The following is a 26431-nucleotide window of genomic DNA, read 5'->3' as shown; positions in this document are numbered from 1 at the left end:
GCTAACGTGGCTAAATTTACTCAACATACCGGCTTAGTGGTGCCTTTGGATGCGGCCAACGTCGACACCGACGCCATTATTCCCAAGCAGTTTTTGCAGAAGGTGACCCGTACCGGCTTCGGCCAGCACCTGTTCAACGATTGGCGCTTCCTCGACGACGCCGGCCAACAGCCGAACCCGGAGTTCGTGCTGAATAAACCGCGCTATAAAGGCGCGAGCATCCTGCTGGCGCGCGAGAACTTCGGCTGCGGTTCCTCGCGCGAACACGCGCCCTGGGCGCTGACCGATTACGGCTTCAAAGTGGTGATCGCGCCAAGCTTCGCCGATATCTTCTACGGCAACTCGTTCAATAACCAGCTGTTGCCGGTGACGCTGAGCGAGCAGCAGGTGGATGAGCTGTTCAACCTGGTCGGCGCTAACGAGGGGACGGAGTTCGTGGTGGATCTGGAGAACCAGACGGTCAACGCCGGCGGCAAAAGCTATCCGTTCGAAATCGACAGCTTCCGCCGCCACTGCATGATCAACGGGCTGGACAGCATCGGCCTGACGCTGCAGCACGAAGCGGACATCTCCCGCTACGAAGCGCAGCAGCCGGCGTTTCTGAATTAATCCCCTTCACCCGCCGCCCGGCGGGTGAATTTTTTCCTCACCAGTAGCCCAGCAGCTTCCACCACGCCCCACCGATCAGCATCCAAATCAGCAGGTTAACCACGCTCATCACCAGCCCCGCTTTCCACCATTCCCCCAGCGTCACGTAGCCGGAGCCGAAGATGATCGGCGCGGTGCCGGTGCCGTAATGCGTCAGCGACATCATCAGCGAGGAAGAGAACGCCAGGATCAGGCCCAGCAGCGCCGGTGGCGCGCCGAGCGCGATGCCGGCGGCGAAGAAGGCGGCGAACATCGCCGTCACGTGCGCGGTGGTACTGGCGAAGAAATAGTGAGAATACAAATAGATGAGGGTCAGCAAGATCGTGCCGCCCACCCAGCTCATGCCCATATGGTCGATGCCGTTGCCCACGGTTTGCGACAGCCAGCCGATCAGCCCCAGCTTGCCGAGGAAGCTGGCCATCATCACCAGCGCCGAGAACCACACCACGGTGTCCCAGGCACCTTTATGCTTGAGCACATCCTCCCAACTCAGCACGCCGGTGGCCAACAGCACCGCCAGGCCGATCAGCGCCGCGGTGGTGGGATTGACCGCCAGCGCCGGGCCGAAGATCATCGCCGGGATGCCGGCCCACAGCACCAACAGCAGCGCGAACACCCCGAGGGTGATTTTCTCCGGCAGCGTCACTGGCCCCAGCGCCTGCAGTTTTTCGCGCGCGAAGCGCGGCGCGTCCGGGGTACTTTTGACCTCCGGCGGATACAGCAGATAGATGACCAACGGCATCACGATCAGCGAGCACAGCCCCGGCACCAGCGCGGCGACTGCCCACATCGACCAGGACAGTTCGAAGCTGCCGTGGGTGCCTTTGGCAATCAGGCTGACGATCAGCGGGTTAGGCGCGGTGGCGGTGATAAACATCGCCGAAGTGACCGGGTTGATGTTGTAATTCACCAGCGACAGATAGCGGCCGATCTTACCGGAGGTATTGAGCTCGGGTTTGGAACCGAAGCTGTCGGCGATCGACTTCATGATCGGGTGAATGATCCCCCCGCCGCGTGCGGTGTTGCTCGGCGTCACCGGCGCCAGCGTGGTTTCCGCCAGCGTCAGCGCATAGGCGATACCCAGCGTTTTTTTGCCGAACAGCGAAATGAAGTAGTAGCCGATGCGCGCGCCCAGCCCGGTTTTGTTCAGGCTGAGGGAGATCATGATCGAAAAACCGATCAGCCAGATCAGCTGGTTGGAAAAGCCGCTGAGCGCGTCGTCCAGCGCGGCGCCCGGCTTGCCGGGGTTGGTGACGCCGGTCACCGCCACCAGGGCGATGGCGATCACCGAGACCGCGCCGATCGGCATCGCCTTGCCGATGATGGCGATGATGGTGCCGATAAACAGCGCCAGCAGCTGCCAGGCGTTGGGTGCAACGCCCTCCGGCACGGGAATGAGGAACCAGATAATCAGCGTGGCGGCGAGGGCGCACAGGGAAGGAAGCGGTTTGAGCGGTGTGAGTTTATCCATAACGTTCCCACTGTTCTAAACAACAAGGCGGCGTCTCAATAGCGAGACGGGCGTGGGCGCAACGATCGCGCTCCATATGCCTTCAGCTTGGGCGTCCGTTTCAGCCTTCTCAATGACTTGCATCAAGAATGCCGCCGTTTGACCTCACACTTCACGCACTTTGGCGCTCATCCAGAGCGCTGCCAGCGCCAACAGCGCCGCCATCCAATACACCGAACCATGACCGAAGTTCTCCACCAGCGCCCCCTGCAGCACCCCGGCCAGGATCACCCCGGTCGAAATACTGTTGGTGAACAGCGTGGTGGCGGCGCCCGGTCGGCCCGGCATCAAATCTTGAAAATAGAGCATGCCGATACCGGCGACGATGCCGATAAACACCGCGTTGAGCAGCTGCAGCGCGATCAGGGCCGGCTTGGCCGCCAGCACTATCAGCCCGAGATAAAACAGCACGCCCGCCGCCACCGCCAGCAGCATCATGTTGCGCTTGCCGAAGCGTTTGACGTAATAACCGGCCAGCAGCATTGCCGGTATCTCCAGCCCGGCGGCGGTGCCCATCAGCACCCCGGCCAGCCCTTCCGGCAGGCCGAGATCGGCGGTGATATACAGCGGCATGTCGATAATGTACAGGGTGTTGCAGGTCCACATCAGCATTGAGGCAATGAATAGCCAGCGCACGTCGCGATTGCGCCAGGCACTGGCGGGCGCAATCGGCGCGGAAGCGCCTTCCCGCAACCCTTCGCCATCCGCCGCGCGCGGCACCGAAGGCAGCATGAATCCGACCAGCAGCACGCAAACCGCGAAGGTGGCGGCGGCGATCAGGAACATCACGGTAAAGCCGTAGTTCAGCGCCAACGCAAACGACAGCGGCGGGCCGATCACCCAGGCCAGCGAAAGCTGGGCGCGCATCACCGAGCTGAACATCACCACTTCACGCGCCTCGCTGTCGGCGTATTCCCGCGCCAGGGCGAAGATCTGCGGCATGGCGGTGTTGGCGATCGCCGCCATCAACACCCCGGCGGTGATCAGCGTCAGGTAATCGCGGTTAAAGGCGAACAGCAGGCAGTTGCCGACCGCCATCAGGCAGCACAGCAGGATCAGCCTGCGCCGGTCGCCGCGGGTGTCAGAACGTTTGGCCAGCAGGAAGCTGACCACGATGCCGGCCACGGCGTTAGCGGTGTAAAACAGGCCGACCCACAGCGGCCGCACCTTGACCTCGGTGGTCAAAAACAGGCTGAGCGTCGGCGTCAGCAACGCGCCGGCGATGCCGGAGAGAAAAGCGATCAGCAGGAATGCGGCAAAGATGGGGTTGATGCGCAGTGACAACCGGCTCAGGCGTTGCATATCGTCTTCCCTGACCTTAAAGCAGAAGAATGAACCTTAGGTCACGGCGAGAAAAATGCAAGCATATCGCCATGACCATGCATAAAAAAACCAGTGGGTCGCCCCACTGGCTGGTGAAACAGCACCATTACTCAGAAACTTTTATACCGCAGCGCCTTACAGGTGCTCGCGATACTGTTTGTCCGTCATCTCTTTGATATCCCATTGCGTCAGGTGCGCCAGCATCGCCAGCCGCGCCTGTTCGGGCACCACGCTCAGCCAGTCGGCGCGCTGGCGGCGCACCGCGCTGAAATAGCGTTGATAGAACTGCCTGGATAAGAAAGCTTTCATGATTACGCCCTCCCCTTTCATTGATGAAAATTATCGGCGTAATATAGGGAAAGAAAAATTGACGAGTTGAGGCAGGAGCGTTCCTCTTTTATGTCCACGTCCCGATTGCAGCAGCAGTTCATCCGTCTGTGGCAACGTTGCCACGGTGAAACGACCGACACCACGCTGCAGGCGCTGGCGGAGGTGCTGAGCTGCTCGCGGCGCCACGTGCGCTCCCTGCTGAGCGCCATGCAGCGGGAGGGTTGGCTCACCTGGCAGGCGGAGTCAGGGCGCGGCAAGCGTTCGCGGTTAACCTTCCACTACACCGGCCTGGCGCTGCAGCAACAGCGGGCCGAGGAGCTGCTGGAACAGGACCGCATCGATCAGTTGGTGCAGCTGGTGGGCGACAAAAACGTGGTGCGCCAGATGCTGCTGTCGCAGCTGGGGCGCAGCTTCCGCCAGGGTAAACACATCCTGCGGGTGCTCTACTACCGGCAGCTGTACAACCTGCTGCCCGGCTCGGCGCTGCGGCGTTCGGAGACCCATTTGGCGCGTCAGATCTTCAACGGCCTGACGCGCATAAATGAGGAAAACGGGGAACTGGAGTCCGATCTGTCTCACCATTGGCAGGCGCTGACGCCGCTGCACTGGCGGTTTTACCTGCGCCCGGCGATCCATTTTCATCATGGCCGCGAGCTGGAGATGGCGGACGTCATCACTTCCCTCTCGCGTCTGACCTCGCAACCGCTGTTCTCGCATATCGAGAGCGTCACCTCGCCGACGCCGTTCGTTATCGACGTGCAGCTGCGCAGCCCCGACCACTGGCTGCCCTGGCTGCTGGGCAGCGTGCAGGCCATGATCCTGCCGCGCGAATGGCGTGAACTGCCGGATTTCGCCCGCCATCCGGTCGGCACCGGCCCCTACCGCATGGTGCGCAACCATCCCAGCCAGATGAAGATCCACGCCTTCGACGACTATTTTGGCTACCGGGCGCTGATCGACGAGGTGAACATCTGGGTGCTGCCGGAGTTTTCCGAAGAGCTGGTGCACTCCGGCGTGCAGCTGCAGGGCGATGAAACCGGCAACAGCGAGCTGGAAAGCCGGCTGGAAGAGGGGTGCTATTTCCTGCTGTTCGATCAGCGTTCTCCGCTGGCCGCCGACCCCGCCATTCGCAGTTGGCTGTGCGAATTGATCAACCCCATTTCGCTGCTGAGCCACGCCGGGCCGCTCTACCAGCGCTATTGGTCGCCGGCGTACGGCCTGCTGCCGCGCTGGCACCACAACCGCACGCTGGCGCAGCAGCCCAAGCCCGCGGGCCTGACCGAACTGACGATGACCCACTTCAATGAACATTCGGAGTTTCACGCCATTCGCCAGGCGATCGAACCGCTGCTGGCACAGCACGGCATCCGCCTGATCGTGCAAAGCGTGGATTACGCCACCTGGCACCAGGGCGACGCGCGCAGCGATCTGTGGCTCGGCAGCGCCAACTTCTATCTGCCGCTGGAGTTTTCGCTGTTCGCCACGCTGTACGAACTGCCGCTGATGCAGCATTGCATGAACGAAGATCTGGCGCAGGACGCAGCGCTGTGGCGCGCCAACCGCTTGCCGCTGGCCGAGTTCTGCCAGCGTCTGGTCAGCAACCACCAGCTGCACCCGCTGTTCCACCACTGGCTGCAGCTGCACGGCCAGCGCAGCATGCGCGGCGTGCGGATGAACACCCTCGGCTGGTTCGACTTCAAGTCCGCCTGGTTTGCCCCGCCGGAGGCATAAGCGCCTTTCGCCCGGGTCGGTTAATCTTTACAATAGCGCCGTCTCAACGGGGTGCGGTAAGTCGGGCCGCGTGATAAGCCCGATTTTCCGCTGAGAGCACACCCGTCGAACCTGATCCGGTCAATACCGGCGGAGGGATTTGAGCCCAGCGAACCGGCGACGCCGCCTCGCCCCCTCAGATGCCCTTGCCCCCTTATTTTTCAGGAGTGCAACGTGGTCAAAACATATCTGCCCTGCTTATTGCTGCTGTGTGCCGCGCCGGTGTTCGCCAAGCCGACGCTGACGGTTTACACCTACGATTCCTTCGCCGCCGACTGGGGCCCAGGCCCGGCGGTGAAAAAAGCCTTTGAAGCCGAGTGCGACTGTGAACTGAAGTTCGTCGCGCTGGAAGACGGCGTCTCGCTGCTGAACCGCCTGCGCATGGAAGGCAAGAACAGCGCCGCCGACGTGGTGCTGGGGTTGGACAACAACCTGTTGCAGGCGGCGCAGCAAACCGGCCTGTTCGCGCCGAGCGGCGTCGACACCGCCAAACTGACGGTGCCGGGCGGCTGGCAGGACGCGACCTTCGTGCCATATGACTACGGGTACTTCGCTTTCGTCTACAACAAAGAAAAACTGAAGAACCCGCCAAAAAGCCTGCAGGAGCTGGTCAGCAGCGATCGCAACTGGAAAGTGATCTACGAAGATCCGCGCACCAGCACGCCGGGCCTCGGCCTGCTGCTGTGGATGCAAAAAGTGTATGGCGACAAGGCGCCGGCCGCCTGGCAGCAGCTGGCGAAGAAGACCGTCACCGTCACCAAAGGCTGGAGCGAAGCCTACGGCCTGTTCCTGAAAGGCGAAGGCGATCTGGTGCTCAGCTACACCACCTCTCCCGCCTATCACCTGATCGAAGAGAAAAAAGATCTCTACGCCGCCGCCACGTTCAGCGAAGGCCACTACCTGCAGGTGGAAGTGGCGGGCAAGCTGAAGGCCGCCAAACAGCCAGAGCTGGCGGAGCGCTTCATGCAGTTCATGGTGACGCCGGCCTTCCAGAACACCATCCCGACCGGCAACTGGATGTACCCGGTGATCAACACCCCACTGCCCGTCGGCTTTGAGCAGATGAACGTGCCGCATACCGCGTTGCAATACAGCGCCGAAGAGGTGGCCAAACAACGCGGCGGTTGGATCCGGGCATGGCAAACCACCGTCAGCCGCTGATCCCCCGCTGGCTCTGGCCGGGGCTGCTGGCCGCCGGCGTGATCCTGCTGGTCGCCGCGCTGGCGATGGGCTCGCTGTGGCGTCACGCGCCGGACAGCGACTGGCGCGGCCTGTGGCAGGACAGCTACCTGTGGCACGTGGTGCGCTTCACCTTTTGGCAGGCGCTGCTGTCGGCGCTGATTTCGGTGCTGCCCGCCGTTCTGCTGGCGCGCGCGCTCTATCGCCGCCGTTTCCCCGGCCGGCAACTGCTGCTGCGGCTGTGCGCCATGACGCTGGTGCTGCCGGTGCTGGTGGCGGTATTCGGCCTACTCAGCGTCTATGGGCGCCAGGGCTGGCTGGCGACGCTGTGCGGCTGGCTGGGCGTCGAGTATGGCTTCTCGCCCTACGGCCTGCAGGGCATTCTGCTGGCGCACCTGTTCTTTAACCTGCCGCTGGCCACCCGCCTGTTGCTGCAGGCGCTGGAGAATATCCCGGTAGAGCAGCGCCAGCTGGCCGCCCAGCTGGGCATGAATGGCTGGCAGCAGTTCCGCTTCGTCGAATGGCCAGCGCTGCGCCGCCAGATCCTGCCGAGCGGCGCGTTGATCTTCATGCTGTGCTTCGCCAGCTTCGCCACCGTGCTGTCGCTCGGCGGCGGGCCGCAGGCCACCACCATCGAACTGGCGATCTATCAGGCGCTGAGTTACGACTACGATCTGGGCCGCGCCGCCATGCTGGCGCTGATCCAGTTAAGCTGTTGTCTGGGGCTGGTGTTGATCAGCCAGCGGCTGAGCCAGGCGCTGCCGGTGGGCCATACCCACGCCCAGCGCTGGCGCAACCCGGAAGACAGTCTGTGGCGGCGCGTCGGCGATTTTCTGCTGATCGCCGCCGCGCTGCTGCTGCTGCTGCCGCCTCTGCTGGCGGTGATCGCCGACGGCGCCAATCAGGCCGTCGTCAGCGTGCTGCGCCAGCCGGTGCTGTGGCAGGCGCTGTTCACGTCGCTGCGCATCGCCCTCGGCGCCGGGCTATTGTGCGTGGCGCTCACGATGATGCTGTTGTGGAGCAGCCGCGAGCTGAAGCTGCGGCAGCACCTGCGCGGCGGCCAGGCGCTGGAGCTGAGCGGCATGGTGATCCTGGCGATGCCGGGCATCGTGCTGGCCACCGGCTTCTTCCTGCTGCTGAGCGATACGATCGGGCTGCCGCAGTCGCCCTATGCGCTGGTGATCCTCACCAATGCGCTAATGGCGGTGCCCTATGCGCTCAAGGTGTTGGAGAACCCGATGCGCGACCTCGCCGAACGTTACAACCCGCTGTGCCTGTCGCTGGATATCCGCGGCTGGCAACGGCTGCGGCTGATCGAACTGCGCGCGCTGCGCCGCCCGCTGGCGCAGGCGCTGGCCTTCGCCTGCGTGCTGTCGATCGGCGATTTCGGCGTGGTCGCCTTGTTTGGCAACGAGCATTTCCGTACCCTGCCTTTTTACCTGTATCAGCAGATTGGCGCCTACCGCAGCAACGACGGGGCGGTGACCGCGCTGCTGTTGCTGCTGTTGTGTTTCCTGCTGTTTACCCTTATCGAACGCTTACCGGGGCGCCATGCTGACGCTTGAAAAACTGACCTATCTGTACGAACACCTGCCGATGCGCTTTGATCTGCGCATCCAGCCGGGCGAGCGCGTCGCGGTGCTCGGCCCCAGCGGCGCCGGTAAAAGCACCCTGCTGAGTTTGATCGCCGGTTTTCTGCCGGCGGCCAGCGGCCGGCTGCTGCTGAACGACGAAGACCACACCGCCACGCCACCGGCCAAACGGCCGGTGGCGATGCTGTTTCAGGAGAACAACCTGTTCGCGCACCTGACGGTGGCGCAGAACATCGGGCTGGGGTTGGATCCCGGTCTGCGCCTGACTGAACAGCAGCGCCAACAGCGGGCGCATATCGCCCGTCAGGTCGGTCTGGAAGAGCACCTGGAGCGCCTGCCGTCGCAGCTTTCCGGCGGCCAGCGCCAGCGCGCCGCGCTGGCGCGCTGTTTGATTCGCCAACGGCCGATCCTGTTGCTCGACGAGCCCTTCTCGGCGCTCGATCCGGCGCTGCGCAACGAGATGCTGCAACTGCTGCAGACGGTGTGCGAACAGCGCAACCTGACGCTGCTGATGGTGTCGCACAACCTCGACGACGCCGCGCGCATCGCGCCGCGCACGCTGCTGGTGGTCGACGGGCGCATTTACTACGACGGCCCGACGCAGGCCCTGCTGGACGGCAGCGCGCCCGAAGCGCGCGTGCTGGGCATTTCGGGCAAAGCGTGATCTGACGCGCGTTTTTTATGCTGCGCCAATAAACCTGTTGTGCGAATTTTGCGCCTGTGCTTTTATAAAAACCTGACTTTTTTACTGATGATAAGGTTCCCTGTGATCGCATCCTCGCTGACTTCGACCCTACTAGTTACCGCGCTACCAGCCGCGGTGGTCGTCGTGCGTGTGGTGGTGGTCGTCGGCAATGCGCCGTAGGGTCCGAATCAACGCATCGATTCCCAAACCCCGCCGGCGCAAACCGGGCGGGGTTTCTTGTTTTAGCACCCTGCCCAGAAAAGCTCACCGGCCTTGAGAAAGGACAGGAACATGGCAACTTCGGGCACGCCTCAACCGGGCACCAGCTTCACCGGCGCACAATTGATCGTTCATCTGCTGGAGCGTCAGGGCATCACCACCGTCGCCGGCATCCCCGGCGGCGCCGCGCTGCCGCTGTATGACGCGCTGAGCCAAAGCACCCGCATTCACCACGTGCTGGCGCGCCACGAACAGGGCGCGGGCTTTATGGCGCAGGGCATGGCGCGCGCCAACGGCAAAGCGGCGGTATGCATCGCCTCCAGCGGGCCGGGCGCCACCAACCTGGTCACCGCCATCGCCGACGCCAAGCTCGACTCCATTCCGCTGGTGTGCATCACCGGTCAGGTGCCCTCCTCGATGATCGGCACCGACGCCTTCCAGGAGGTGGATACCTACGGCATTTCCATTCCGATCACCAAGCACAACCATCTGGTACGCGATATCCGCGAACTGCCACAGGTGATCGGCGACGCGTTCCGCATCGCCGAGTCCGGCCGCCCCGGCCCGGTCTGGATCGATGTGCCGAAAGACGTGCAGACCGCCACCATCACCCTGGAGGAGCTGCCGCCGATCGCCGTACCGGACGCCGCACCGAGCTTCGATCCGGCGCTGGTTTCGCAGGCCGCCGCGATGATCAACCAGGCGAAACGCCCGATCCTCTACCTGGGCGGCGGCATCATCTGCGCCGACGCTCACCGGCAGGCGCTGGAACTGGCCGAACGCGCCGGTCTGCCTACCACCATGACGCTGATGGCGCTGGGGGCGATGCCGGTGGAACACCCGCTGTCGCTGGGCATGCTGGGCATGCACGCGGCGCGCAGCACCAACTTCATTCTGCAGGAGGCGGATCTGCTGATCGTGCTGGGCGCGCGCTTCGACGATCGGGCAATCGGCAAAACCGAGCAGTTCTGCCCTAACGCCGCCATCATTCACGTGGATATCGACCGCGCCGAGCTGGGCAAGGTCAAACAGGCCAACGTGGCGATCCATGCCGACGTCGGCCAGGTACTGCAACAGCTGCTGCCGCAGATCGACACGCAGCCGCGCAGCGCGTGGCTGAGCACCGTCAACGACCTGAAACGCGAGTTCCCGTTCAACATGCCGAACGCCGACGATCCGCTGAGCCATTACGGCCTGGTGCTGGCCGCCGCGCGCTGCGTGGACGACAGCGCCATTATCACCACCGACGTGGGCCAGCATCAGATGTGGGTGGCGCAGGCCTATCCGCTGAGCCGGCCGCGCCAGTGGCTGACGTCGGGCGGCCTGGGCACCATGGGCTTCGGTCTGCCGGCGGCGATCGGCGCGGCGCTGGCGGAGCCTGAGCGTAAAGTGCTGTGCTTCTCCGGCGACGGCAGCCTGATGATGAACATTCAGGAAATGGCCACCGCGGTCGAACACGATCTGGACGTGAAAATCATTTTGATGAACAACCAGGCGCTGGGGCTGGTGCACCAGCAGCAAACCCTGTTCTACCAGCAGCGCATCTTCGCCGCCGCCTATCCGAAGCGCACCGATTTCCTGAAGATCGCCGCCGGATTCGGGCTGGATACCTGCGATTTGAACGTCGCGGAAGATCCGCAGGCCGCACTGGCCGAAGCGATCCAACGCCCGGGCCCCTGCCTGATCCACGCGCTGATCGACATCAACGAAAAAGTGTTCCCGATGGTGCCGCCGGGCGCCGCCAACATCGACATGATTGGAGAATAAGCCATGCTGCAACCACAAGATAAACCCCAGGTGATCCTGGAGCTGGCCGTGCGCAACCATCCCGGCGTCATGTCGCACGTTTGCGGGCTGTTCGCTCGCCGCGCGTTCAACGTCGAAGGCATTCTGTGCCTGCCGCTGAAGGACGGCCAGCAGAGCCGCATTTGGCTACTGGTGGCCGACGACCAACGGCTGGAGCAGATGATAAGCCAGGTGGAAAAGCTGGAGGACGTGCTGCAGGTGAAGCGCCACAGCGAAGACGTGCGGGTATTTGAACAGCTGGAAGCGTTCTTCCAGTAAGGCGAACGGGGGCTGACGCCCCCTATCCATTATGATGATTGCCCGGACAGCACCTGCCACAACAGGTGCCGATACACCGGCATCAGCGGCTGCTGGCTCAGCAGATAACCGACCGACAGCGCCGCCAGCCAACTCACGGCGCACACCACGCGCAGCCGCAGCGGCGTCAGCCAACGGCTCAGCCGATCGGCGTTGCGCTTGCCCTCACGCCACCAGCGCCAGCTCAGCCACACCGCCAGCCAGAGGGTGAGCGCCGCGGCGAGCAGCAGCCACTTGAACATCGCGCTGTTGGCGCCGGCGGGAATGTCGATCGCCACGCCCGCCAGGATGCCGGGGAAAAAATAGACCGGCGGCCAGGTCAGGCAGCCGATGATGTTCGGCAAGGCAAACTTGTACGGCGGCAGATCGAGCATGCCGGCCACCATCGGCACCAGCGGGCGCGTCGGGCCAACGAAGCGGCCGATCAGAACGGTCGCCATGCTGTGCTGGTGCAAGGCGTGTTCGGTTTTGTCGAGCAGCGCTTTGTTCTTCTTCAGGAATGACCAGCGGTGCAAGGGCCCTTTGAAGGCACGGCCGACGAAATAGGAGATCCAGTCGCCGAGCAGGCAGCCGACAATCCCCGCCGCCCAGGCGTAGTAGAAGTCCACCTTGCCGCTGCCGATCAGGGCGCCGATGCTGGCCATCATCACCGTGCCGGGCAGCAGCAGCCCTACCAGCGCCAGCGACTCGAGAAAAGCGACCAGCAGGACGACCATCAGGGTGAAAGCCAGTGACTGGGTGATCAAATCTTGTAAATAGGCTTCCATTACACCTCTGCGGATTATTCGGCCAAACGGGGCGAAGGATTTTCCAGTGCCGCCGCAGACGAGTCAATCGATGAATTGTATGCGTATTTGGCAACGCCGCACGGCAATGGACAATCACTGTATAAAAACCCATACTATAATTTATCTATATTAGCGCTAAAACCGGCATCTCGCTGAATGTCGCGCACGCCGCCCGGCGGAAGACGAAGGGGTTATGACAGCACTGCAACAGGGTTTCCTGCTCACTCGCCACTGGCGCGACACGCCCGCCGGCACCGAGGTCGAATTTTGGCTGGCGACCGACGCGGGCCCGCGTCAGTTGCGTCTACCGCCGCAAACCTCGGTGGCGTTTATCCCCGCCGAACAAAAGCCGCGCGCGGAACAGCTGCTGCGCGAAGAACGGCAAGTCGAACTGAAACCGCTGGCGCTGACGGATTTTCATCACCGCCCGATGCTGGGGCTGTACTGCCGCCAGCACCGTCAGCTCATCAAGCTGGAAAAGCTGCTGCGGGAAGGCGGCGTTACGGTCTACGAGGCCGACATTCGCCCGCCCGAGCGCTACCTGATGGAACGCTTCATCACCGCGCCGGTATGGTTCAACGGCCAGGGCAACGGCGATGGGCCGTTGCTCAATGGCCAGATGAAGCCGGCGCCGGACTACCGCCCGACGCTCAGACTGGTGTCGCTGGATATCGAAACCACCGCCCACGGCGAACTTTACTCCATAGCGCTGGAAGGCTGCGGCCAGCGCCAGGTCTACATGCTGGGGCCGGCCAACGGCGGCGATGCGCCGCTGGATTTCGATCTGGAATACTGCGCCAGCCGCCCCCAGCTGCTGGAACGGTTGAACGCGTGGCTGGAGCGCCACGATCCTGACGCCATCATCGGCTGGAACCTGGTGCAGTTCGATCTGCGGGTGCTGCAAAAGCACGCCGAACGCTACCAGATCCCGCTGCGGCTGGGGCGCGGCGGCAACCTGCTGGAGTGGCGCGAGCACGGCTTCAAACAGAACCACTTTTTCGCCGCCGCCGCCGGCCGCCTGATCATCGACGGCATCGAAGCGCTGAAATCCGCCACCTGGAACTTCCCCTCCTTCAGCCTGGAATACGTTTCGCAGGCGCTGTTGGGTGAAGGCAAGGCGATCGACAACCCTTATCAGCGCATGGCGGAGATCGACCGACGCTTCGCCGAAGACAAGCCGGCGCTGGCCCGCTACAACCTGAAGGACTGCGAGCTGGTGACGCGCATCTTCGCCAAGGCCGATCTGCTCAACTTCCTGCTGGAACGCGCCACCGTCACCGGGCTGGCGGCCGATCGCAGCGGCGGATCGGTCGCGGCCTTCAGCCACCTCTATATGCCGCGCATGCACCGACTGGGCTTTGTCGCCCCCAACCTCGGCGAACAGCCGGAGGAACACAGCCCCGGCGGATTCGTGATGGACTCCCAGCCCGGTCTGTACGATTCGGTGCTGGTGCTGGACTATAAAAGCCTGTATCCGTCGATCATCCGCACCTTCCTGATCGATCCGGTCGGGTTGGTGGAAGGCATGCGCCACCCAAGCGACGCCGATTCGGTGCCCGGCTTTCGCAACGCCCGCTTCTCGCGCAGCAAACACTGCCTGCCGGCGATCGTCGAGCAGATCTGGCAGGGGCGCGAAGCCGCCAAGCGCCAGCACAACAAGCCCCTGTCGCAGGCGCTAAAGATCATCATGAACGCGCTGTACGGCGTGCTGGGATCGAGCGGCTGCCGCTTCTTCGATCCGCGGCTGGCGTCGTCTATCACCCTGCGCGGCCACGAGATCATGCGCCAAACCCGCGAGCTGATCGAAGCCGAAGGCTATCAGGTGATTTACGGCGATACCGACTCCACCTTCGTGTGGCTGAAACAGCCGCATGACGAGCAGCAGGCGGCGCAGATCGGCCGGGCGCTGGTGCAGCGGGTCAACGCCTGGTGGCAGCAGCATCTGCAGCAGCAGTTCGGGCTGGAGAACGCGCTGGAGTTGGAGTTCGAAACCCACTATTCCCGCTTCCTGATGCCGACCATTCGCGGCGCCGAACAGGGCAGCAAGAAGCGCTACGCCGGCCTGATCGCACGCGCCGGCGGCGAGGAAGAGATGGTGTACAAAGGCCTGGAAACGGTGCGCACCGACTGGACGCCGCTGGCGCAGCAGTTCCAGCAGCAGCTCTATCAGCGCATCTTCAAACGGCAGCCCTACCAGGACTATGTGCGCGACTACGTCGGCAAAACCCTGAACGGCGACTTCGACGATCAGCTGGTGTACCGCAAGCGCCTGCGCAGAAAGCTCGACGACTATCAGCGCAACGTGCCGCCGCACGCCCGCGCCGCGCGCATCGCCGACGACTACAACCGCAGCCAGGGGCGGCCGCTGCAGTATCAGAACGGCGGCTGGATCAGCTATGTGATGACCGTCGCCGGGCCGGAGCCGCTGGAAACGCGCCATTCGCCCATCGACTATCAGCATTACCTCGAACGCCAGCTGCAACCGGTGGCAGACGCTATACTCCCTTTCTTGCACGACGATTTCACCACGCTGGTCACCGGGCAGATGGGGCTGTTTTGAGATTGCGCCAGGTTAAGAAAAATCATCCGGTTTTGCAGGTGACGAACGCGCCGCCTTCCATTACCATAGCGCCCTTCCCAAAACTGAACCACGCTTAGCCCTGCCGTCTCGCGACGTCTGCATGGCGTGAACGGCTATTGCCCGTCAAATTTAAAACAAACCGGGATTAGCAGACGTTCAGTACAGGTGCCGCGGCCCTTCCCGCCCGGTAACAAGACTTACTTACAAAGAATCGAGCCGACAATATATGCCTTTTACTCTTGGTCAACGCTGGATCAGCGACACGGAAAGCGAATTAGGACTGGGCACCGTCGTGGCGCTGGACGCGCGCATGATTACCCTGCTTTTCCCCGCCACCGGTGAAAACCGCCTCTATGCCAGAAACGATTCGCCGATCACCCGCGTGATGTTCAACCCGGGCGATACCGTCAGCAGCCACGAGGGATGGCAGCTGCAGGTGGAAGAGGTGAAAGAGGAAAACGGTCTGTTGACCTATATCGGCACCCGCCAGGACACCCAGGAAAACGGCGTAGCGATGCGCGAAGTCCTGCTGGACAGCAAGCTGACCTTCAGCAAACCGCAGGATCGTCTGTTCGCCGGCCAGATCGACCGCATGGACCGTTTCGCGCTGCGTTTCCGCGCGCGCAAATACCAGAGCGAGCAGTATCGCCTGCCGTTCGCCGGCCTGCGCGGCATGCGCGCCAGCCTGATCCCGCACCAGTTGCACATCGCCCATGAAGTCGGCCAGCGCCATGCGCCGCGCGTCCTGCTGGCGGACGAAGTCGGCCTCGGCAAAACCATCGAAGCCGGCATGATCATCCACCAGCAGCTGCTGGCGGGCCGCGCCGAGCGCGTGCTGATCGTGGTGCCGGAAACGCTGCAGCACCAGTGGCTGGTGGAGATGATGCGCCGCTTCAACCTCTACTTCTCGCTGTTCGACGACAGCCGCTACGCCGAAGCCAAGCTCGACAGCAGCAACCCGTTCGAAACCGAACAGCTGGTGATCTGCTCGCTGGACTTCGTGCGCCGCAACAAGCAGCGCCTGGAAGAGCTGGCAGACGCCCAGTGGGATCTGCTGGTGGTCGACGAAGCGCACCACCTGGCCTGGAGCGAAGAAGCGCCTAGCCGCGAATATCAGGTGATCGAACAGCTGGCCGAGCATATCCCCGGCGTGCTGCTGCTGACCGCCACCCCGGAGCAGCTGGGCCAACAGAGCCACTTCGCGCGCCTGCGCCTGCTCGATCCGAACCGTTTCCACGACTACGGCGAGTTCGTTGCCGAGCAGCAGAAATACCGTCCGGTGGCCGACGCCGTCACCCTGCTGCTGAGCGGTGAGCGCCTGGCCGATGACAAGCTGAACCTGCTGGGCGAGCTGATCGACGAGCAGGACATCGAACCGTTGCTCAAAGCCGCCAACAGCGAAGGTGACAACGCCGAGCAGGCGCGTCAGGAGCTGGTTTCCATGCTGATGGATCGCCACGGCACCAGCCGCGTGCTGTTCCGCAACACCCGTAACGGCGTGAAGGGCTTCCCGCACCGCAACCTGCACCAGATCAAGCTGCCGCTGCCGACCCAGTATCAGACCGCGATCAAAGTCTCCGGCATCATGGGCGCCAAGAAGTCCGTCGAAGCGCGCGCGCGTGACATGCTGTACCCGGAGCAGATCTACCAGGAATTCGAAGGCGAAAACGCCACCTGGTGGAACTTCGACCCGCGCGTCGAGTGGCTGCTGGACTACCTGCTGGCCAACCGCAACGAAAAAGTGCTGGTGATCTGCGCCAAGGCCGACACCGCGCTGCAGCTGGAGCAGGTGCTGCGCGAGCGTGAAGCGATCCGCGCCGCGGTGTTCCACGAAGGGCTGTCGATCATCGAGCGCGACCGCGCCGCCGCCTACTTCGCCTCCGAAGAGGAAGGCGCACAGGTGCTGCTGTGTTCCGAGATCGGCTCCGAAGGCCGCAACTTCCAGTTCGCCAGCCAGCTGGTGATGTTCGATCTGCCGTTCAACCCGGATCTGCTGGAGCAGCGTATCGGCCGTCTGGACCGTATCGGCCAGATGCACGATATCCAAATCATGGTGCCTTACCTGGAGCACACCGCGCAGGCGGTGCTGGGCCGCTGGTTCCACGAGGGGCTGGATGCCTTCGAACACACCTGCCCGACCGGCCGCACCATCTACGACAGCTGCTACGAGCAGTTGATCGGCTATCTGGCCGCGCCGACCGAACAGGAAGGCTTCGACGAATTCATCCACGCCTGCCGCCAGCAGCACGATCAGTTGAAAGCGCAGCTGGAACAGGGCCGCGACCGCCTGCTGGAGATGCACTCCAACGGCGGCGACAAAGCCCAGGCGCTGGCCGCCGCCATCGCCGAGCAGGATAACGACGTCAATCTGGTGGGCTTCGCGCTCAACCTGTTCGACATCGTCGGCATCAATCAGGAAGACCGCAGCGACAACCTGATCGTGCTGACGCCGTCCGATCATATGCTGGTGCCGGACTTCCCGGGCCTGCCGCAGGACGGCTGCACCGTCACCTTCGACCGCGATCGGGCGCTGTCGCGCGAAGACGCGCAGTTCGTCAGCTGGGAGCACCCGATCATCCGCAACGGCCTGGATCTGATCCTGTCCGGCGACACCGGCAGCTGCGCAGTGTCCCTGTTGAAAAACAAAGCGTTGCCGGTCGGCACCCTGCTGGTTGAGCTGGTTTACGTGGTAGAAGCCCAGGCGCCGAAGCACCTGCAGCTGACCCGCTTCCTGCCGCCGACGCCGATCCGCATGCTGATGGACCGCAAGGGCACCAACCTGGCGGCGCAGGTCGAGTTCGAAAGCTTCAACCGCCAGCTGAACGCGGTCAATCGCCACACCTCCAGCAAGCTGGTCAACGCCGTGCAGCAAGACGTGCACGCCATGCTGCAGCAGGCGGAAAGCCTGGTGGAAGCGCAGGCGCGCACGCTTATCGAACAGGCGAAGCAAGAGGCGGACGACAAGCTGAGCGCCGAGCTGGCGCGTCTGGAAGCGCTGAAGGCGGTCAACCCGAACATCCGCGACGACGAAGTCGAAGCGCTGGAGTTCAACCGCCGTCAGGTGCTGGCCAACCTCAATGAAGCCGGCTGGCGCCTGGACGCCATTCGTCTGGTGGTGGTCACCCACCAGTAACCGGCGCGACGCGGGGAGGCAACCGCCTCCCCGTTCGGCCCTTATCGCGGAGCCAAGATGGAACCCTACAATCCCCCGCAGGACCCGCTGCACATCCTGTATCAGGATGAACACATCATGGTGGTCAACAAGCCCAGCGGCTTGCTGTCGGTGCCCGGCCGCGCGCCGGAAAACAAAGACAGCCTGATGACCCGTATTCAGGCCGATCATCCGGCCGCCGAATCGGTGCACCGGCTGGACATGGCCACCAGCGGGGTGATCGTGGTGGCGCTCAACAAGGCCGCCGAGCGTGAGCTGAAGCGTCAGTTTCGCGAACGCGAACCGAAGAAATCCTATATCGCCCGCGTTTGGGGGCATATGGAGCATGACGAAGGGTTAGTGGACTTGCCGCTGATCTGCGATTGGCCGAACCGGCCGCTGCAAAAGGTGTGTTTTGACACCGGCAAAGCGGCGCAAACGGAATATCTGGTGCTGTCGCGCGACGCCGACGGCAGCACCCGCGTGAAGCTAACGCCGATCACCGGCCGCTCGCACCAGCTGCGGGTGCACATGCTGGCGCTGGGGCATCCGATCCTCGGCGACGGTTTCTACGCCCCGCCGGAGGCCAAGGCGATGGCACCGCGGCTGCAGCTGCATGCGCAAGAGCTGCGCATCACCCACCCCGCCTTCCAGACGCCGATGCACTTTCGCGCCGAGCCGGATTTCTAAGGCTAAAACCCAACGGGCCCGGCATAGCGGGCCCGCTTACATCGCTTATTTAAAGCCTTTCTCGCGTTTGATCAGGTCGTACGCCGCCTGAATCTCCTGCGCTTTCTGCTTGGCCATTTCCATCATCTGCGGCGGCAAGCCTTTCGCCACCAGCTTATCCGGATGGTGTTCGCTCATCAGTTTGCGGTAGGCGCGTTTGATGGTGGCGGCATCGTCGCTGCTGCGCACGCCGAGCACCTTGCACGCGTCGTCGAGCGTCGGGCCGCGCTGAGCCTGCTGATAGCCGCCCTGCGAATATCCGCCCTGCTGACCGCCGCCGAACTGGCGCCCACCTTCCATCATGCTGAGGAACTGGTCGAACTGCGCGCGCGAAATACCCAGCTCCTCGGCGATGACGTACAGCACCTGGCGTTCGTTCGGGTGCAGCGAGCCGTCGGCGAACGCCGCCTGAATCTGAATTTCCAGAAACATCCGAATCAAATCGAAGCGGCCAAAACAGATGCTGCGGAACTGCTGCAGCGTCTCACGCAGCGGGAACTGACTCTGTTTGCCCTCGCGGAACGCCTGCTGCGCCGCGGTGCGCGCTTCGCCATGCAGCTGCAGGCGATCCATGAACAGGCTGGCGATCTGGATATCCGCCTCGGTAACGCGTCCTTTGGATTTGGTCAGGTGGCCCATCACCTGAAAAGTGGTGCGGAAAAACAGCGTTTGCCGCGTTTGCTGGTCGGTGAAGAACCCCCGGCTGCGCTTGTTGCTGCGCGCCGTATCGATCATATGACCGATAATCAGCCCCAGAACTACACCCCAGAATCCCGCGCCAGACCAGATGGCGACGATGACGCCGAGCAGTTTTCCCCAATACTGCATATACTCCTCAATTATCATGCCGAAAGCCGCCCACTCCCCTTCGCTTCAGGAAAGGGTGCAGGCGATTTTTCCTAGAATTTGGATTATCATACCTGTCATTTATCTTTGCGCCTAACGACGACGCAAGTAAACGGCTGGATTTAGCACTAGCGCAACGCAGATGAGTAATATAGTCTCTGACCGTTTGCCGGACATGACGCCTCTGATGACGGAACACCAAAACCGCGTATGAAAAAAAGTTTCCCAACACTGCTGGCCACGATGATTTGGACGGCACTCTACAGTCAGCATGCGCTGGCTGATCTGGCCGAGCAATGCATGCTTGGCGTTCCCGTTTACGACAAGCCTTTGGTCAGCGGCGATCCGAACAGCCAACCGGTGACGATCAATGCCGATGACTCGCGCGCCGACTACCCGAAAAGCGCCCTGTTCAGCGGCAACGTGCGCGTCGAGCAGGGCAACAGCACCCTGACCGCCAAAGAAGTTGAGCTGAACCAGACGGAAAAACCCGGCCAGACGGAGCCGGTGCGTACCGTCACCGCAACCGGCGACGTGCACTACAGCGACAATCAGATCAAACTGAAAGGCCCGAAGGCCTGGTCGAACCTAAACACCAAAGATACCGACGTCTATGAAGGCGACTACCAGATGGTAGGCCGTCAGGGGCGCGGCGACGCCGACAAGATGAAGATGCGCGGCGCCAACCGTTACACCATTCTGGAAAACGGCACCTTTACCTCCTGTCTGCCGGGCGACGACAGCTGGAGCGTGGTCGGCTCCGAAGTGATCCACGATCGCGAAGAGCAGGTGGCGGAAGTGTGGAACGCCCGCTTCCGCATCGGCGGCGTGCCGGTGTTCTACAGCCCGTACCTGCAGCTGCCGGTCGGCGACAAGCGCCGTTCCGGCTTCCTGATCCCGAACGCCAAGTACGGCAGCAACAACGGCTTCGAGTTCATGTTGCCGTACTACTGGAACATCGCGCCGAACTACGACGCCACCATCACGCCGCACTATATGTCCAAGCGCGGCCTGCAGTGGCAGACCGAGTTCCGTTATCTGGTGCAGCCGGGCCTCGGCCTGATGGAGTTCGACTGGCTGCCGGACGACAAGGAATACGGCAAAGATCATGACGACAACAAACGCTGGCTGTTCTACTGGAACCACAACGGCGTCATGGATCAGGTGTGGCGCTTCAACGTCGACTACACCAAGGTCAGCGACTCTAAATACTTCACCGACCTGGATTCCAAGTACGGTTCCACCACTGACGGCTACGCCACGCAGAAATTCAGCCTCGGCTATGCCAACGAGAACTGGAACGCCACGCTGAGCTCCAAACAGTTCCAGATTTACGACGACACCGATCGTTCACAGTCGGACTCGTATAAAGTCCAGCCACAGCTGGATCTGAACTACTACAAGAACGACCTCGGCCCGTTCGACTTCCATATCTACGGTCAGGCGGCCAAGTTCACCAGCGTCAACCCATACAGCCCGGACGCCACCCGTCTGCATATGGAGCCGACGCTCAACCTGCCGTTGACCAACGGCTGGGCCAGCCTGAACACCGAAGCCAAGGTGATGGCGACCCATTACCAGCAGGATATTCCTGACGGTTTCGCCGCCAACTACCAGAGCCGTAAAGGCGTCGCTGCACCGGAACTTGATGACTCGGTCAACCGCGTACTGCCGCAGTTCAAGGTTGACGGCAAGCTGGTATTCGAACGACCGATGATCTGGGCCGAAGGCGCCACCCAGACGCTGGAGCCGCGCGTGCAGTACCTGTACGTGCCGTACCGCGACCAGAGCAACATCTACACCTACGACACCACGCTGCTGCAGACCGACTACTCCGGCCTGTTCCGCGACCGCACCTACAGCGGCCTGGATCGCATCGCTTCGCAGAACCGCGTCTCCACCGGTTTGACCACCCGCATTTATGATGACGCGCTGGTTGAACGTTTTAACGCTTCCGTGGGTCAAATCTACTACTTCAGCCGTTCGCGCACCGGCGACCAGGTAACCGGGTACGACAACAACGACGATACCGGCAGCGTGGCCTGGGCCGGCGATACCTATTGGAAAATCGACGATCGTTGGGGCCTGCGCGGCGGCCTGCAGTACGACACCCGCCTGAACAGCGTCTCGCTGGGCAACGGCGTGGTGGAATACCGCCAGGATGCCGAGCGCGTGGTGCAGCTGAACTACCGTTACGCCACGCCGGAATATATCCAGACGGCGTTGAACACCAAAACGGTTCCGGCCTTCCAGGACGGCATCTCGCAGGTGGGCATCACCGGCAGCTGGCCGATCGCCGATCGTTGGGCGGTGGTCGGGGCGTATTATTACGACACCCGCGCCAAACAATCCGCCGATCAGCTGGTGGGGCTGAAGTACAACACCTGCTGCTGGGCAGTGACCCTGGGCTATGAGCGCAAGATCACCGACTGGAACAACAGCAACAATACCAGCGTTTACGACAACAGAGTTTCGTTCAACGTCGAACTGCGCGGCCTGAGCAGCGATCATAGTCTCGGCTCCGCAGAAATGCTGCGCTCCGGCATTCTGCCGTATCAGCGCGCATTCTGACGCTTTGCAACACTTTGAAAACGAGAACTTTCACCCGCATTTGCGGATTACATAATGGGAAATGTATGAAGAACTGGAGAACGCTTATTCTCGGATTGGTGGTTTGCGCCAATGCCGCGTTCGCAGCACCCCAAGAAGTGGATAAAGTCGCCGCCGTCGTGGATAACGGCGTGGTACTCGAAAGCGACGTCAACGGTCTGTTGCAGTCAGTGAAGCTCAACGCCCAGCAGGCCGGCCAACAGCTGCCGGACGACAAGACGCTGCGCCATCAGATCATCGAACGCCTGATCATGGATAACATCCAGCTGCAGATGGCCAAGAAAATGGGCATCACCGTGTCCGACGCCGATCTGGATAAAGCGATCGCCAATATCGCCGCACAAAACAAGATGAGCGTCGATCAGCTGCGCAGCCGCCTGTCGTACGAAGGGTTGAACTACAACACCTACCGTTCACAGATCCGCAAAGAGATGCTGATCTCCGAAGTGCGTAACAACGAAGTTCGCCGCCGCGTCACCATCCTGCCGCAGGAAGTGGACTCGCTGGCCAAACAGGTGGGCGCGCAGAACGGCAGCGACACCGAAATGAACATCAGCCACATCCTGATCCCGCTGCCGGAGAACCCGTCTCAGCAGCAGGTCGACAAAGCCGAAGAGCTGGCCAAACGCCTGGTGGGTGAGATCAACAGCGGCGCCGACTTCGGCAAGCTGGCAATCACCTACTCCGCCGACTCTCAGGCGCTGAAAGGCGGCAACATGGGCTGGGGCAAGCTGCAAGAGATCCCGACCCTGTTCGCGGAACGTCTGGTGAGCGCCAAGAAAGGCGACGTCGTCGGCCCAATCCGCTCCGGCGTCGGCTTCCACATCCTGAAAGTGAACGACATCCGCGGCGCGAGCCAGTCGGTGTCGGTTACCGAAGTGCACGCCCGTCACATCCTGCTGAAACCTTCGGTGGTGCTGACCGACGATCAGGCGCGCGCCAAGCTGCAATCCGTTGCGGAAGCGATCAAGAGCGGCCGCGCCAAGTTTGCCGACGAAGCCAAACAGCTGTCGCAGGATCCGGGTTCCGCCATGCAGGGCGGCGATCTGGGCTGGGCTTCCCCGGACATCTACGATCCGGCCTTCCGCGATGCATTGCTGAAGCTGAGCAAGGGTGAAATCAGCGCGCCGGTCCACTCTTCCTTCGGTTGGCACCTGATCCAGCTGCTGGATACCCGCCAGGTGGATAAGACCGACGCCGCGCAAAAAGATCGCGCTTACCGCATGTTGTTCAACCGTAAGTTCGCCGAAGAAGCGCAGACCTGGATGCAGGAACAGCGCGCCCAGGCTTATGTGAAGATCCTCGATGGCAGCGATGCACAGCAATAAACGCGTCGTCATTACCCCCGGCGAACCCGCCGGGGTAGGGCCGGATTTGGTGGCAGCGCTGGCGCAACAGGATTGGCCTGTTGAGCTGGTGGTGTGCGCCGATCCGGCCTTGCTGCTTGAACGCGCCAAGCGTTTGGGCCTGCCGCTGACGCTGCACGACTACCAGCCGCAGCAGCCGGCCGAAGCGCAACGCGCCGGCACGCTGACCGTGCTGCCGGTCCCGCTCGCTCACCCGGTCACCGCCGGGGAGTTGAACGTCGGCAACAGCGCCTACGTGGTGGAAACCCTGGCGCGCGCCTGCGACGGCTGCCTGAACGGCGAATTCGCTGCGCTGATCACCGGCCCGGTGAACAAGGGCGTGATCAACGACGCCGGCGTGCCGTTTATCGGCCATACCGAATTCTTTGCCGATCGCAGCCGCTGCGATCGCGTGGTGATGATGCTCGCGACCGAAGAGCTGCGCGTGGCGCTGGCGACCACCCACCTGCCGCTGCTGGCGGTGCCGGGCGCCATCACGCAACAGAGCCTGTTCGAAGTCATCCGCATCCTCGACCACGATCTGAAAACCAAATTTGGCATCGCCCGGCCGCACATTTACGTTTGCGGTCTGAATCCCCACGCCGGGGAAGGCGGCCATATGGGGCACGAAGAGATAGACACCATCATCCCGGCGCTCGACGCGCTGCGCGCTGAGGGCATCCATCTTGTCGGCCCGCTGCCGGCGGACACCCTGTTCCAGCCCAAATATCTGCAAGATGCCGATGCGGTGCTGGCGATGTATCACGATCAGGGGCTGCCGGTGCTAAAATACCAAGGGTTCGGCCGCGCGGTGAATATCACCCTCGGTTTGCCTTTCATACGCACCTCGGTCGACCACGGTACCGCTCTGGAACTGGCCGGCACCGGCACCGCCGATGTCGGCAGTTTCCAAACGGCCCTGAATCTCGCCATTAAAATGATAATTAATTGTAATGAATAACAGAGTCCACCAAGGGCACTTTGCCCGCAAACGCTTTGGACAAAACTTTTTAACCGATCAGTTTGTCATCGATAGCATTGTCTCCGCCATTCACCCGCAGCCGGGCGAAGCGGTGGTCGAGATCGGCCCAGGCCTCGGCGCCCTGACCGAGCCGGTCGGCGCACGCATGGACCGCATGACGGTGATCGAACTGGACCGCGATCTGGCCACCCGGCTGGAGAACCACCCGCGGCTGAAAGACAAGCTGACCATCCACCAGCAGGACGCCATGACGGTGAATTTCGCCGAACTGGCCGAAGAAGCTGGCCAACCGCTGCGCGTATTTGGTAACCTGCCGTACAATATTTCGACGCCGCTGATGTTCCACCTTTTCAGCTATACTCAGGCAATCCGCGACATGCACTTTATGTTGCAAAAAGAGGTGGTCAACCGTCTGGTGGCCGGCCCGAACAGCAAGGCCTACGGGCGTTTGACCGTGATGGCGCAGTACTACTGCAACGTCATTCCGGTGCTGGAAGTGCCGCCGACCGCGTTCGCGCCGCCGCCGAAGGTCGATTCCGCCGTGGTGCGCCTGGTGCCGCACAGCGTGCTGCCGAACCCGGTGGGCGACGTGCGCATGCTGAGCCGCATCACCACGCAGGCGTTCAACCAGCGGCGGAAAACCATCCGCAATAGCCTGGGCGACCTGTTCACGCCGGAGCAGCTGACGGAGCTGGGCGTCGATCCTTCGCTCAGAGCAGAAAATATTTCTGTGGCGCAGTACTGCAAGCTGGCGAACTGGCTGTCAGCCAATCCGACGCCGCAGCAATAAGGAGTTGTTGTCATGATTGATTCGCCCCGCGTGTGTATTCAGGTTCAGAGCATCTATGTGGAATCACAGTCGATCCCTGAAGAAGAGCGTTACGTCTTCGCCTATACCATCACTATCCGCAATCTGGGGCGGACCGACGTGCAACTGCTGGGCCGTTACTGGCTGATCACCAACAGCAACGGCCGCCAAACCGAAGTTCAGGGCGAAGGCGTGATCGGCGAACAGCCTGTCATTCCGCCCGGCGGAGAGTTTCAGTATACCAGCGGCGCCATTCTGGAAACGCCGCTGGGCACCATGGAAGGCCATTACGAAATGGTGGACCATCAGGGTCAACCGTTCCGCACCGCTATTCCCGTGTTTCGCTTAGCCATTCCAACGCTGATCCATTAATTATGTCGACATACCTTATCGGCGACGTTCACGGCTGTTACGATGAACTGAAGTCGCTGCTGGCTCAGGCTGCTTTCGATCCCGAGCGCGATCGGCTGTGGCTGACCGGCGATCTGGTGGCGCGCGGCCCCGCCTCGCTGGACGTGCTGCGCTTCGTGCGCTCGCTCGGCCCGGCGGTGCGCATGGTGCTGGGCAACCACGATCTGCACCTGCTGGCGGTCTACGCTGGCATCAGCCGCAACAAACCCAAAGATCGCATCACCCCGCTGCTGGAAGCGCCGGACGCCGACGAGCTGATCAACTGGCTGCGCCGCCAACCGGTGCTGCAGGTGGACGATGAGCAAAAGCTGGTGATGGCGCACGCCGGCATCACCCCGCAGTGGGATATCGACACCGCGAAAATGTGCGCGCGCGAAGTGGAAGCGGTCTTGAGCAGCGACAGCTACCCGCTGTTTCTCGACGCCATGTACGGCGATATGCCGAACAACTGGGCGCCGGAGCTGAGCGGCCTGGCGCGCCTGCGTTTCAGCACCAATGCGCTCACGCGCATGCGCTACTGCTTCCCCAACGGCCAGCTCGACATGATCTGCAAAGATGCGCCGGGCACCGCGCCGGCGCCGCTGAAGCCGTGGTTCGAGCTGCCGCGCCTGGTGGATCCGGAATACACCATCGTCTTCGGTCACTGGGCCTCGCTGGAAGGCAAGGGCACGCCGGAAGGCGTAATCGGGCTGGATACCGGCTGCTGCTGGGGCGGCGATCTGACGATGCTGCGCTGGGAAGACCGCCGTTACTTCACGCAGCCCGCCAACCGTGGCGAAGCGCCTGACCACGACGGCAGACTGGCCGCGTCCTGAAAACA

General features: G+C 62.4%; 22 protein-coding genes and 1 riboswitch. Of the genes, 17 read left to right on the top strand and 5 right to left on the bottom strand.

Translation table 11 applies throughout. The annotated features are described in order from the left end of the window. The first annotated feature begins 6 nt into the window (after positions 1 to 6). Positions 7 to 609 carry a 3-isopropylmalate dehydratase small subunit gene (gene leuD / locus EKL15_RS20715; protein ID WP_060422456.1) on the top strand — a complete coding sequence of 201 codons (603 nt, stop codon included), beginning with the start codon at positions 7 to 9 and terminating at the stop codon, positions 607 to 609. A 37-nt stretch (positions 610 to 646) separates the two neighbouring features. Here leuD and EKL15_RS20710 read toward each other — a convergent pair whose 3' ends face one another. The 3 genes from EKL15_RS20710 to sgrT all read right to left on the bottom strand — a co-directional run bounded on the left by EKL15_RS20710 (position 647) and on the right by sgrT (position 3790). Beyond that, on the bottom strand, positions 647 to 2119 hold the full coding sequence (locus EKL15_RS20710; protein ID WP_070915003.1) for a DASS family sodium-coupled anion symporter: 1473 nt from the start codon (positions 2117 to 2119) through the stop codon (positions 647 to 649). A gap of 144 nt (positions 2120 to 2263) precedes the next feature. Then, positions 2264 to 3460: an MFS transporter gene (locus tag EKL15_RS20705; protein ID WP_060422450.1), complete on the bottom strand. Its 1197-nt coding sequence runs from the start codon at positions 3458 to 3460 to the stop codon at positions 2264 to 2266. 156 nt (positions 3461 to 3616) lie between these two features. Further along, the gene (gene sgrT, locus EKL15_RS20700; protein ID WP_004932838.1) at positions 3617 to 3790 is read right to left on the bottom strand and encodes a glucose uptake inhibitor SgrT; all 174 of its coding nucleotides are present in this window, start codon (positions 3788 to 3790) and stop codon (positions 3617 to 3619) included. Between the two features lie 90 nt (positions 3791 to 3880). Here sgrT and sgrR point away from each other — a divergent pair, with 90 nt between their 5' ends. The 7 genes from sgrR (at position 3881) to ilvN (ending at position 11320) form a co-directional block, all read left to right on the top strand. Beyond that, positions 3881 to 5542, top strand: coding sequence for an HTH-type transcriptional regulator SgrR (gene sgrR, locus EKL15_RS20695; protein WP_060440783.1), 1662 nt, complete (start codon positions 3881 to 3883; stop codon positions 5540 to 5542). A 37-nt stretch (positions 5543 to 5579) separates the two neighbouring features. Continuing rightward, positions 5580 to 5698: riboswitch (TPP riboswitch) on the top strand. Between the two features lie 57 nt (positions 5699 to 5755). Beyond that, entirely contained in the window at positions 5756 to 6742 is a 987-nt protein-coding gene (thiB, locus tag EKL15_RS20690) for a thiamine ABC transporter substrate binding subunit (RefSeq protein WP_100396045.1), read from the top strand. After that, positions 6718 to 8325, top strand: coding sequence for a thiamine/thiamine pyrophosphate ABC transporter permease ThiP (thiP, locus tag EKL15_RS20685; RefSeq protein ID WP_100396044.1), 1608 nt, complete (start codon positions 6718 to 6720; stop codon positions 8323 to 8325). The genes thiB and thiP overlap by 25 nt, the downstream gene beginning before the upstream one ends. Further along, complete coding sequence (gene thiQ / locus EKL15_RS20680) at positions 8312 to 9016, top strand: thiamine ABC transporter ATP-binding protein ThiQ (protein WP_100396043.1); 705 nt, start codon at positions 8312 to 8314, stop codon at positions 9014 to 9016. The genes thiP and thiQ overlap by 14 nt, the downstream gene beginning before the upstream one ends. An 87-nt stretch (positions 9017 to 9103) precedes the next feature. Further along, positions 9104 to 9217, top strand: a complete 114-nt coding sequence (ivbL, locus tag EKL15_RS20675; protein ID WP_154747116.1) for an ilvB operon leader peptide IvbL — start codon at positions 9104 to 9106, stop codon at positions 9215 to 9217. Positions 9218 to 9328: 111 nt separating this feature from the next. Next, positions 9329 to 11023, top strand: a complete 1695-nt coding sequence (ilvB, locus tag EKL15_RS20670) for an acetolactate synthase large subunit (RefSeq protein WP_100396042.1) — start codon at positions 9329 to 9331, stop codon at positions 11021 to 11023. 3 nt (positions 11024 to 11026) lie between these two features. Continuing rightward, a complete protein-coding gene (gene ilvN, locus EKL15_RS20665; RefSeq protein ID WP_016929110.1) occupies positions 11027 to 11320 on the top strand; it encodes an acetolactate synthase small subunit in 294 nt (97 codons plus the stop codon). Between the two features lie 29 nt (positions 11321 to 11349). On the opposite strand, the gene EKL15_RS20660 is transcribed toward ilvN, so the two are convergent. Next, entirely contained in the window at positions 11350 to 12126 is a 777-nt protein-coding gene (locus tag EKL15_RS20660; RefSeq protein WP_060426871.1) for a DedA family protein, read from the bottom strand. A 214-nt stretch (positions 12127 to 12340) separates the two neighbouring features. Between EKL15_RS20660 and EKL15_RS20655 the strand changes: the two genes are divergently transcribed. The 3 genes from EKL15_RS20655 (at position 12341) to rluA (ending at position 18569) form a co-directional block, all read left to right on the top strand. Beyond that, positions 12341 to 14707, top strand: a complete 2367-nt coding sequence (locus tag EKL15_RS20655; RefSeq protein ID WP_087762934.1) for a DNA polymerase II — start codon at positions 12341 to 12343, stop codon at positions 14705 to 14707. 247 nt (positions 14708 to 14954) lie between these two features. Then, on the top strand, positions 14955 to 17861 hold the full coding sequence (rapA, locus tag EKL15_RS20650) for an RNA polymerase-associated protein RapA (RefSeq protein ID WP_060440786.1): 2907 nt from the start codon (positions 14955 to 14957) through the stop codon (positions 17859 to 17861). Between the two features lie 57 nt (positions 17862 to 17918). After that, positions 17919 to 18569 (top strand): bifunctional tRNA pseudouridine(32) synthase/23S rRNA pseudouridine(746) synthase RluA, encoded by a 651-nt coding sequence (gene rluA / locus EKL15_RS20645; RefSeq protein WP_004932866.1) that lies wholly within the window; start codon positions 17919 to 17921, stop codon positions 18567 to 18569. Between the two features lie 45 nt (positions 18570 to 18614). Here the strand turns inward: rluA and djlA are convergent, their stop codons facing one another. After that, entirely contained in the window at positions 18615 to 19436 is an 822-nt protein-coding gene (gene djlA / locus EKL15_RS20640; RefSeq protein ID WP_015376627.1) for a co-chaperone DjlA, read from the bottom strand. 228 nt (positions 19437 to 19664) lie between these two features. On the opposite strand from djlA, the gene lptD reads away from it, so the two are divergent. The 6 genes from lptD to apaH all read left to right on the top strand — a co-directional run bounded on the left by lptD (position 19665) and on the right by apaH (position 26426). After that, positions 19665 to 22025 carry an LPS assembly protein LptD gene (gene lptD / locus EKL15_RS20635; protein WP_060422429.1) on the top strand — a complete coding sequence of 787 codons (2361 nt, stop codon included), beginning with the start codon at positions 19665 to 19667 and terminating at the stop codon, positions 22023 to 22025. A gap of 65 nt (positions 22026 to 22090) precedes the next feature. Further along, entirely contained in the window at positions 22091 to 23392 is a 1302-nt protein-coding gene (surA, locus tag EKL15_RS20630; protein ID WP_048232625.1) for a peptidylprolyl isomerase SurA, read from the top strand. Beyond that, positions 23379 to 24371, top strand: coding sequence for a 4-hydroxythreonine-4-phosphate dehydrogenase PdxA (pdxA, locus tag EKL15_RS20625; RefSeq protein ID WP_089186834.1), 993 nt, complete (start codon positions 23379 to 23381; stop codon positions 24369 to 24371). The genes surA and pdxA overlap by 14 nt, the downstream gene beginning before the upstream one ends. Next, complete coding sequence (gene rsmA, locus EKL15_RS20620) at positions 24364 to 25182, top strand: 16S rRNA (adenine(1518)-N(6)/adenine(1519)-N(6))-dimethyltransferase RsmA (RefSeq protein ID WP_060422426.1); 819 nt, start codon at positions 24364 to 24366, stop codon at positions 25180 to 25182. Before pdxA ends, rsmA begins: the two co-directional genes overlap by 8 nt. A gap of 12 nt (positions 25183 to 25194) precedes the next feature. Further along, the gene (gene apaG, locus EKL15_RS20615; protein WP_016929119.1) at positions 25195 to 25572 is read left to right on the top strand and encodes a Co2+/Mg2+ efflux protein ApaG; all 378 of its coding nucleotides are present in this window, start codon (positions 25195 to 25197) and stop codon (positions 25570 to 25572) included. Between the two features lie 2 nt (positions 25573 to 25574). Next, positions 25575 to 26426 carry a bis(5'-nucleosyl)-tetraphosphatase (symmetrical) ApaH gene (apaH, locus tag EKL15_RS20610; RefSeq protein WP_060422423.1) on the top strand — a complete coding sequence of 284 codons (852 nt, stop codon included), beginning with the start codon at positions 25575 to 25577 and terminating at the stop codon, positions 26424 to 26426. The last annotated feature ends 5 nt before the right edge of the window (positions 26427 to 26431 follow it).

Source organism: Serratia sp. 4542 (assembly GCF_016805595.1).
Lineage (GTDB): Bacteria > Pseudomonadota > Gammaproteobacteria > Enterobacterales > Enterobacteriaceae > Serratia > Serratia nevei.
Note: the sequence above shows the minus strand (reverse complement) of the source record. Positions and strands in the feature narration are given on the sequence as shown.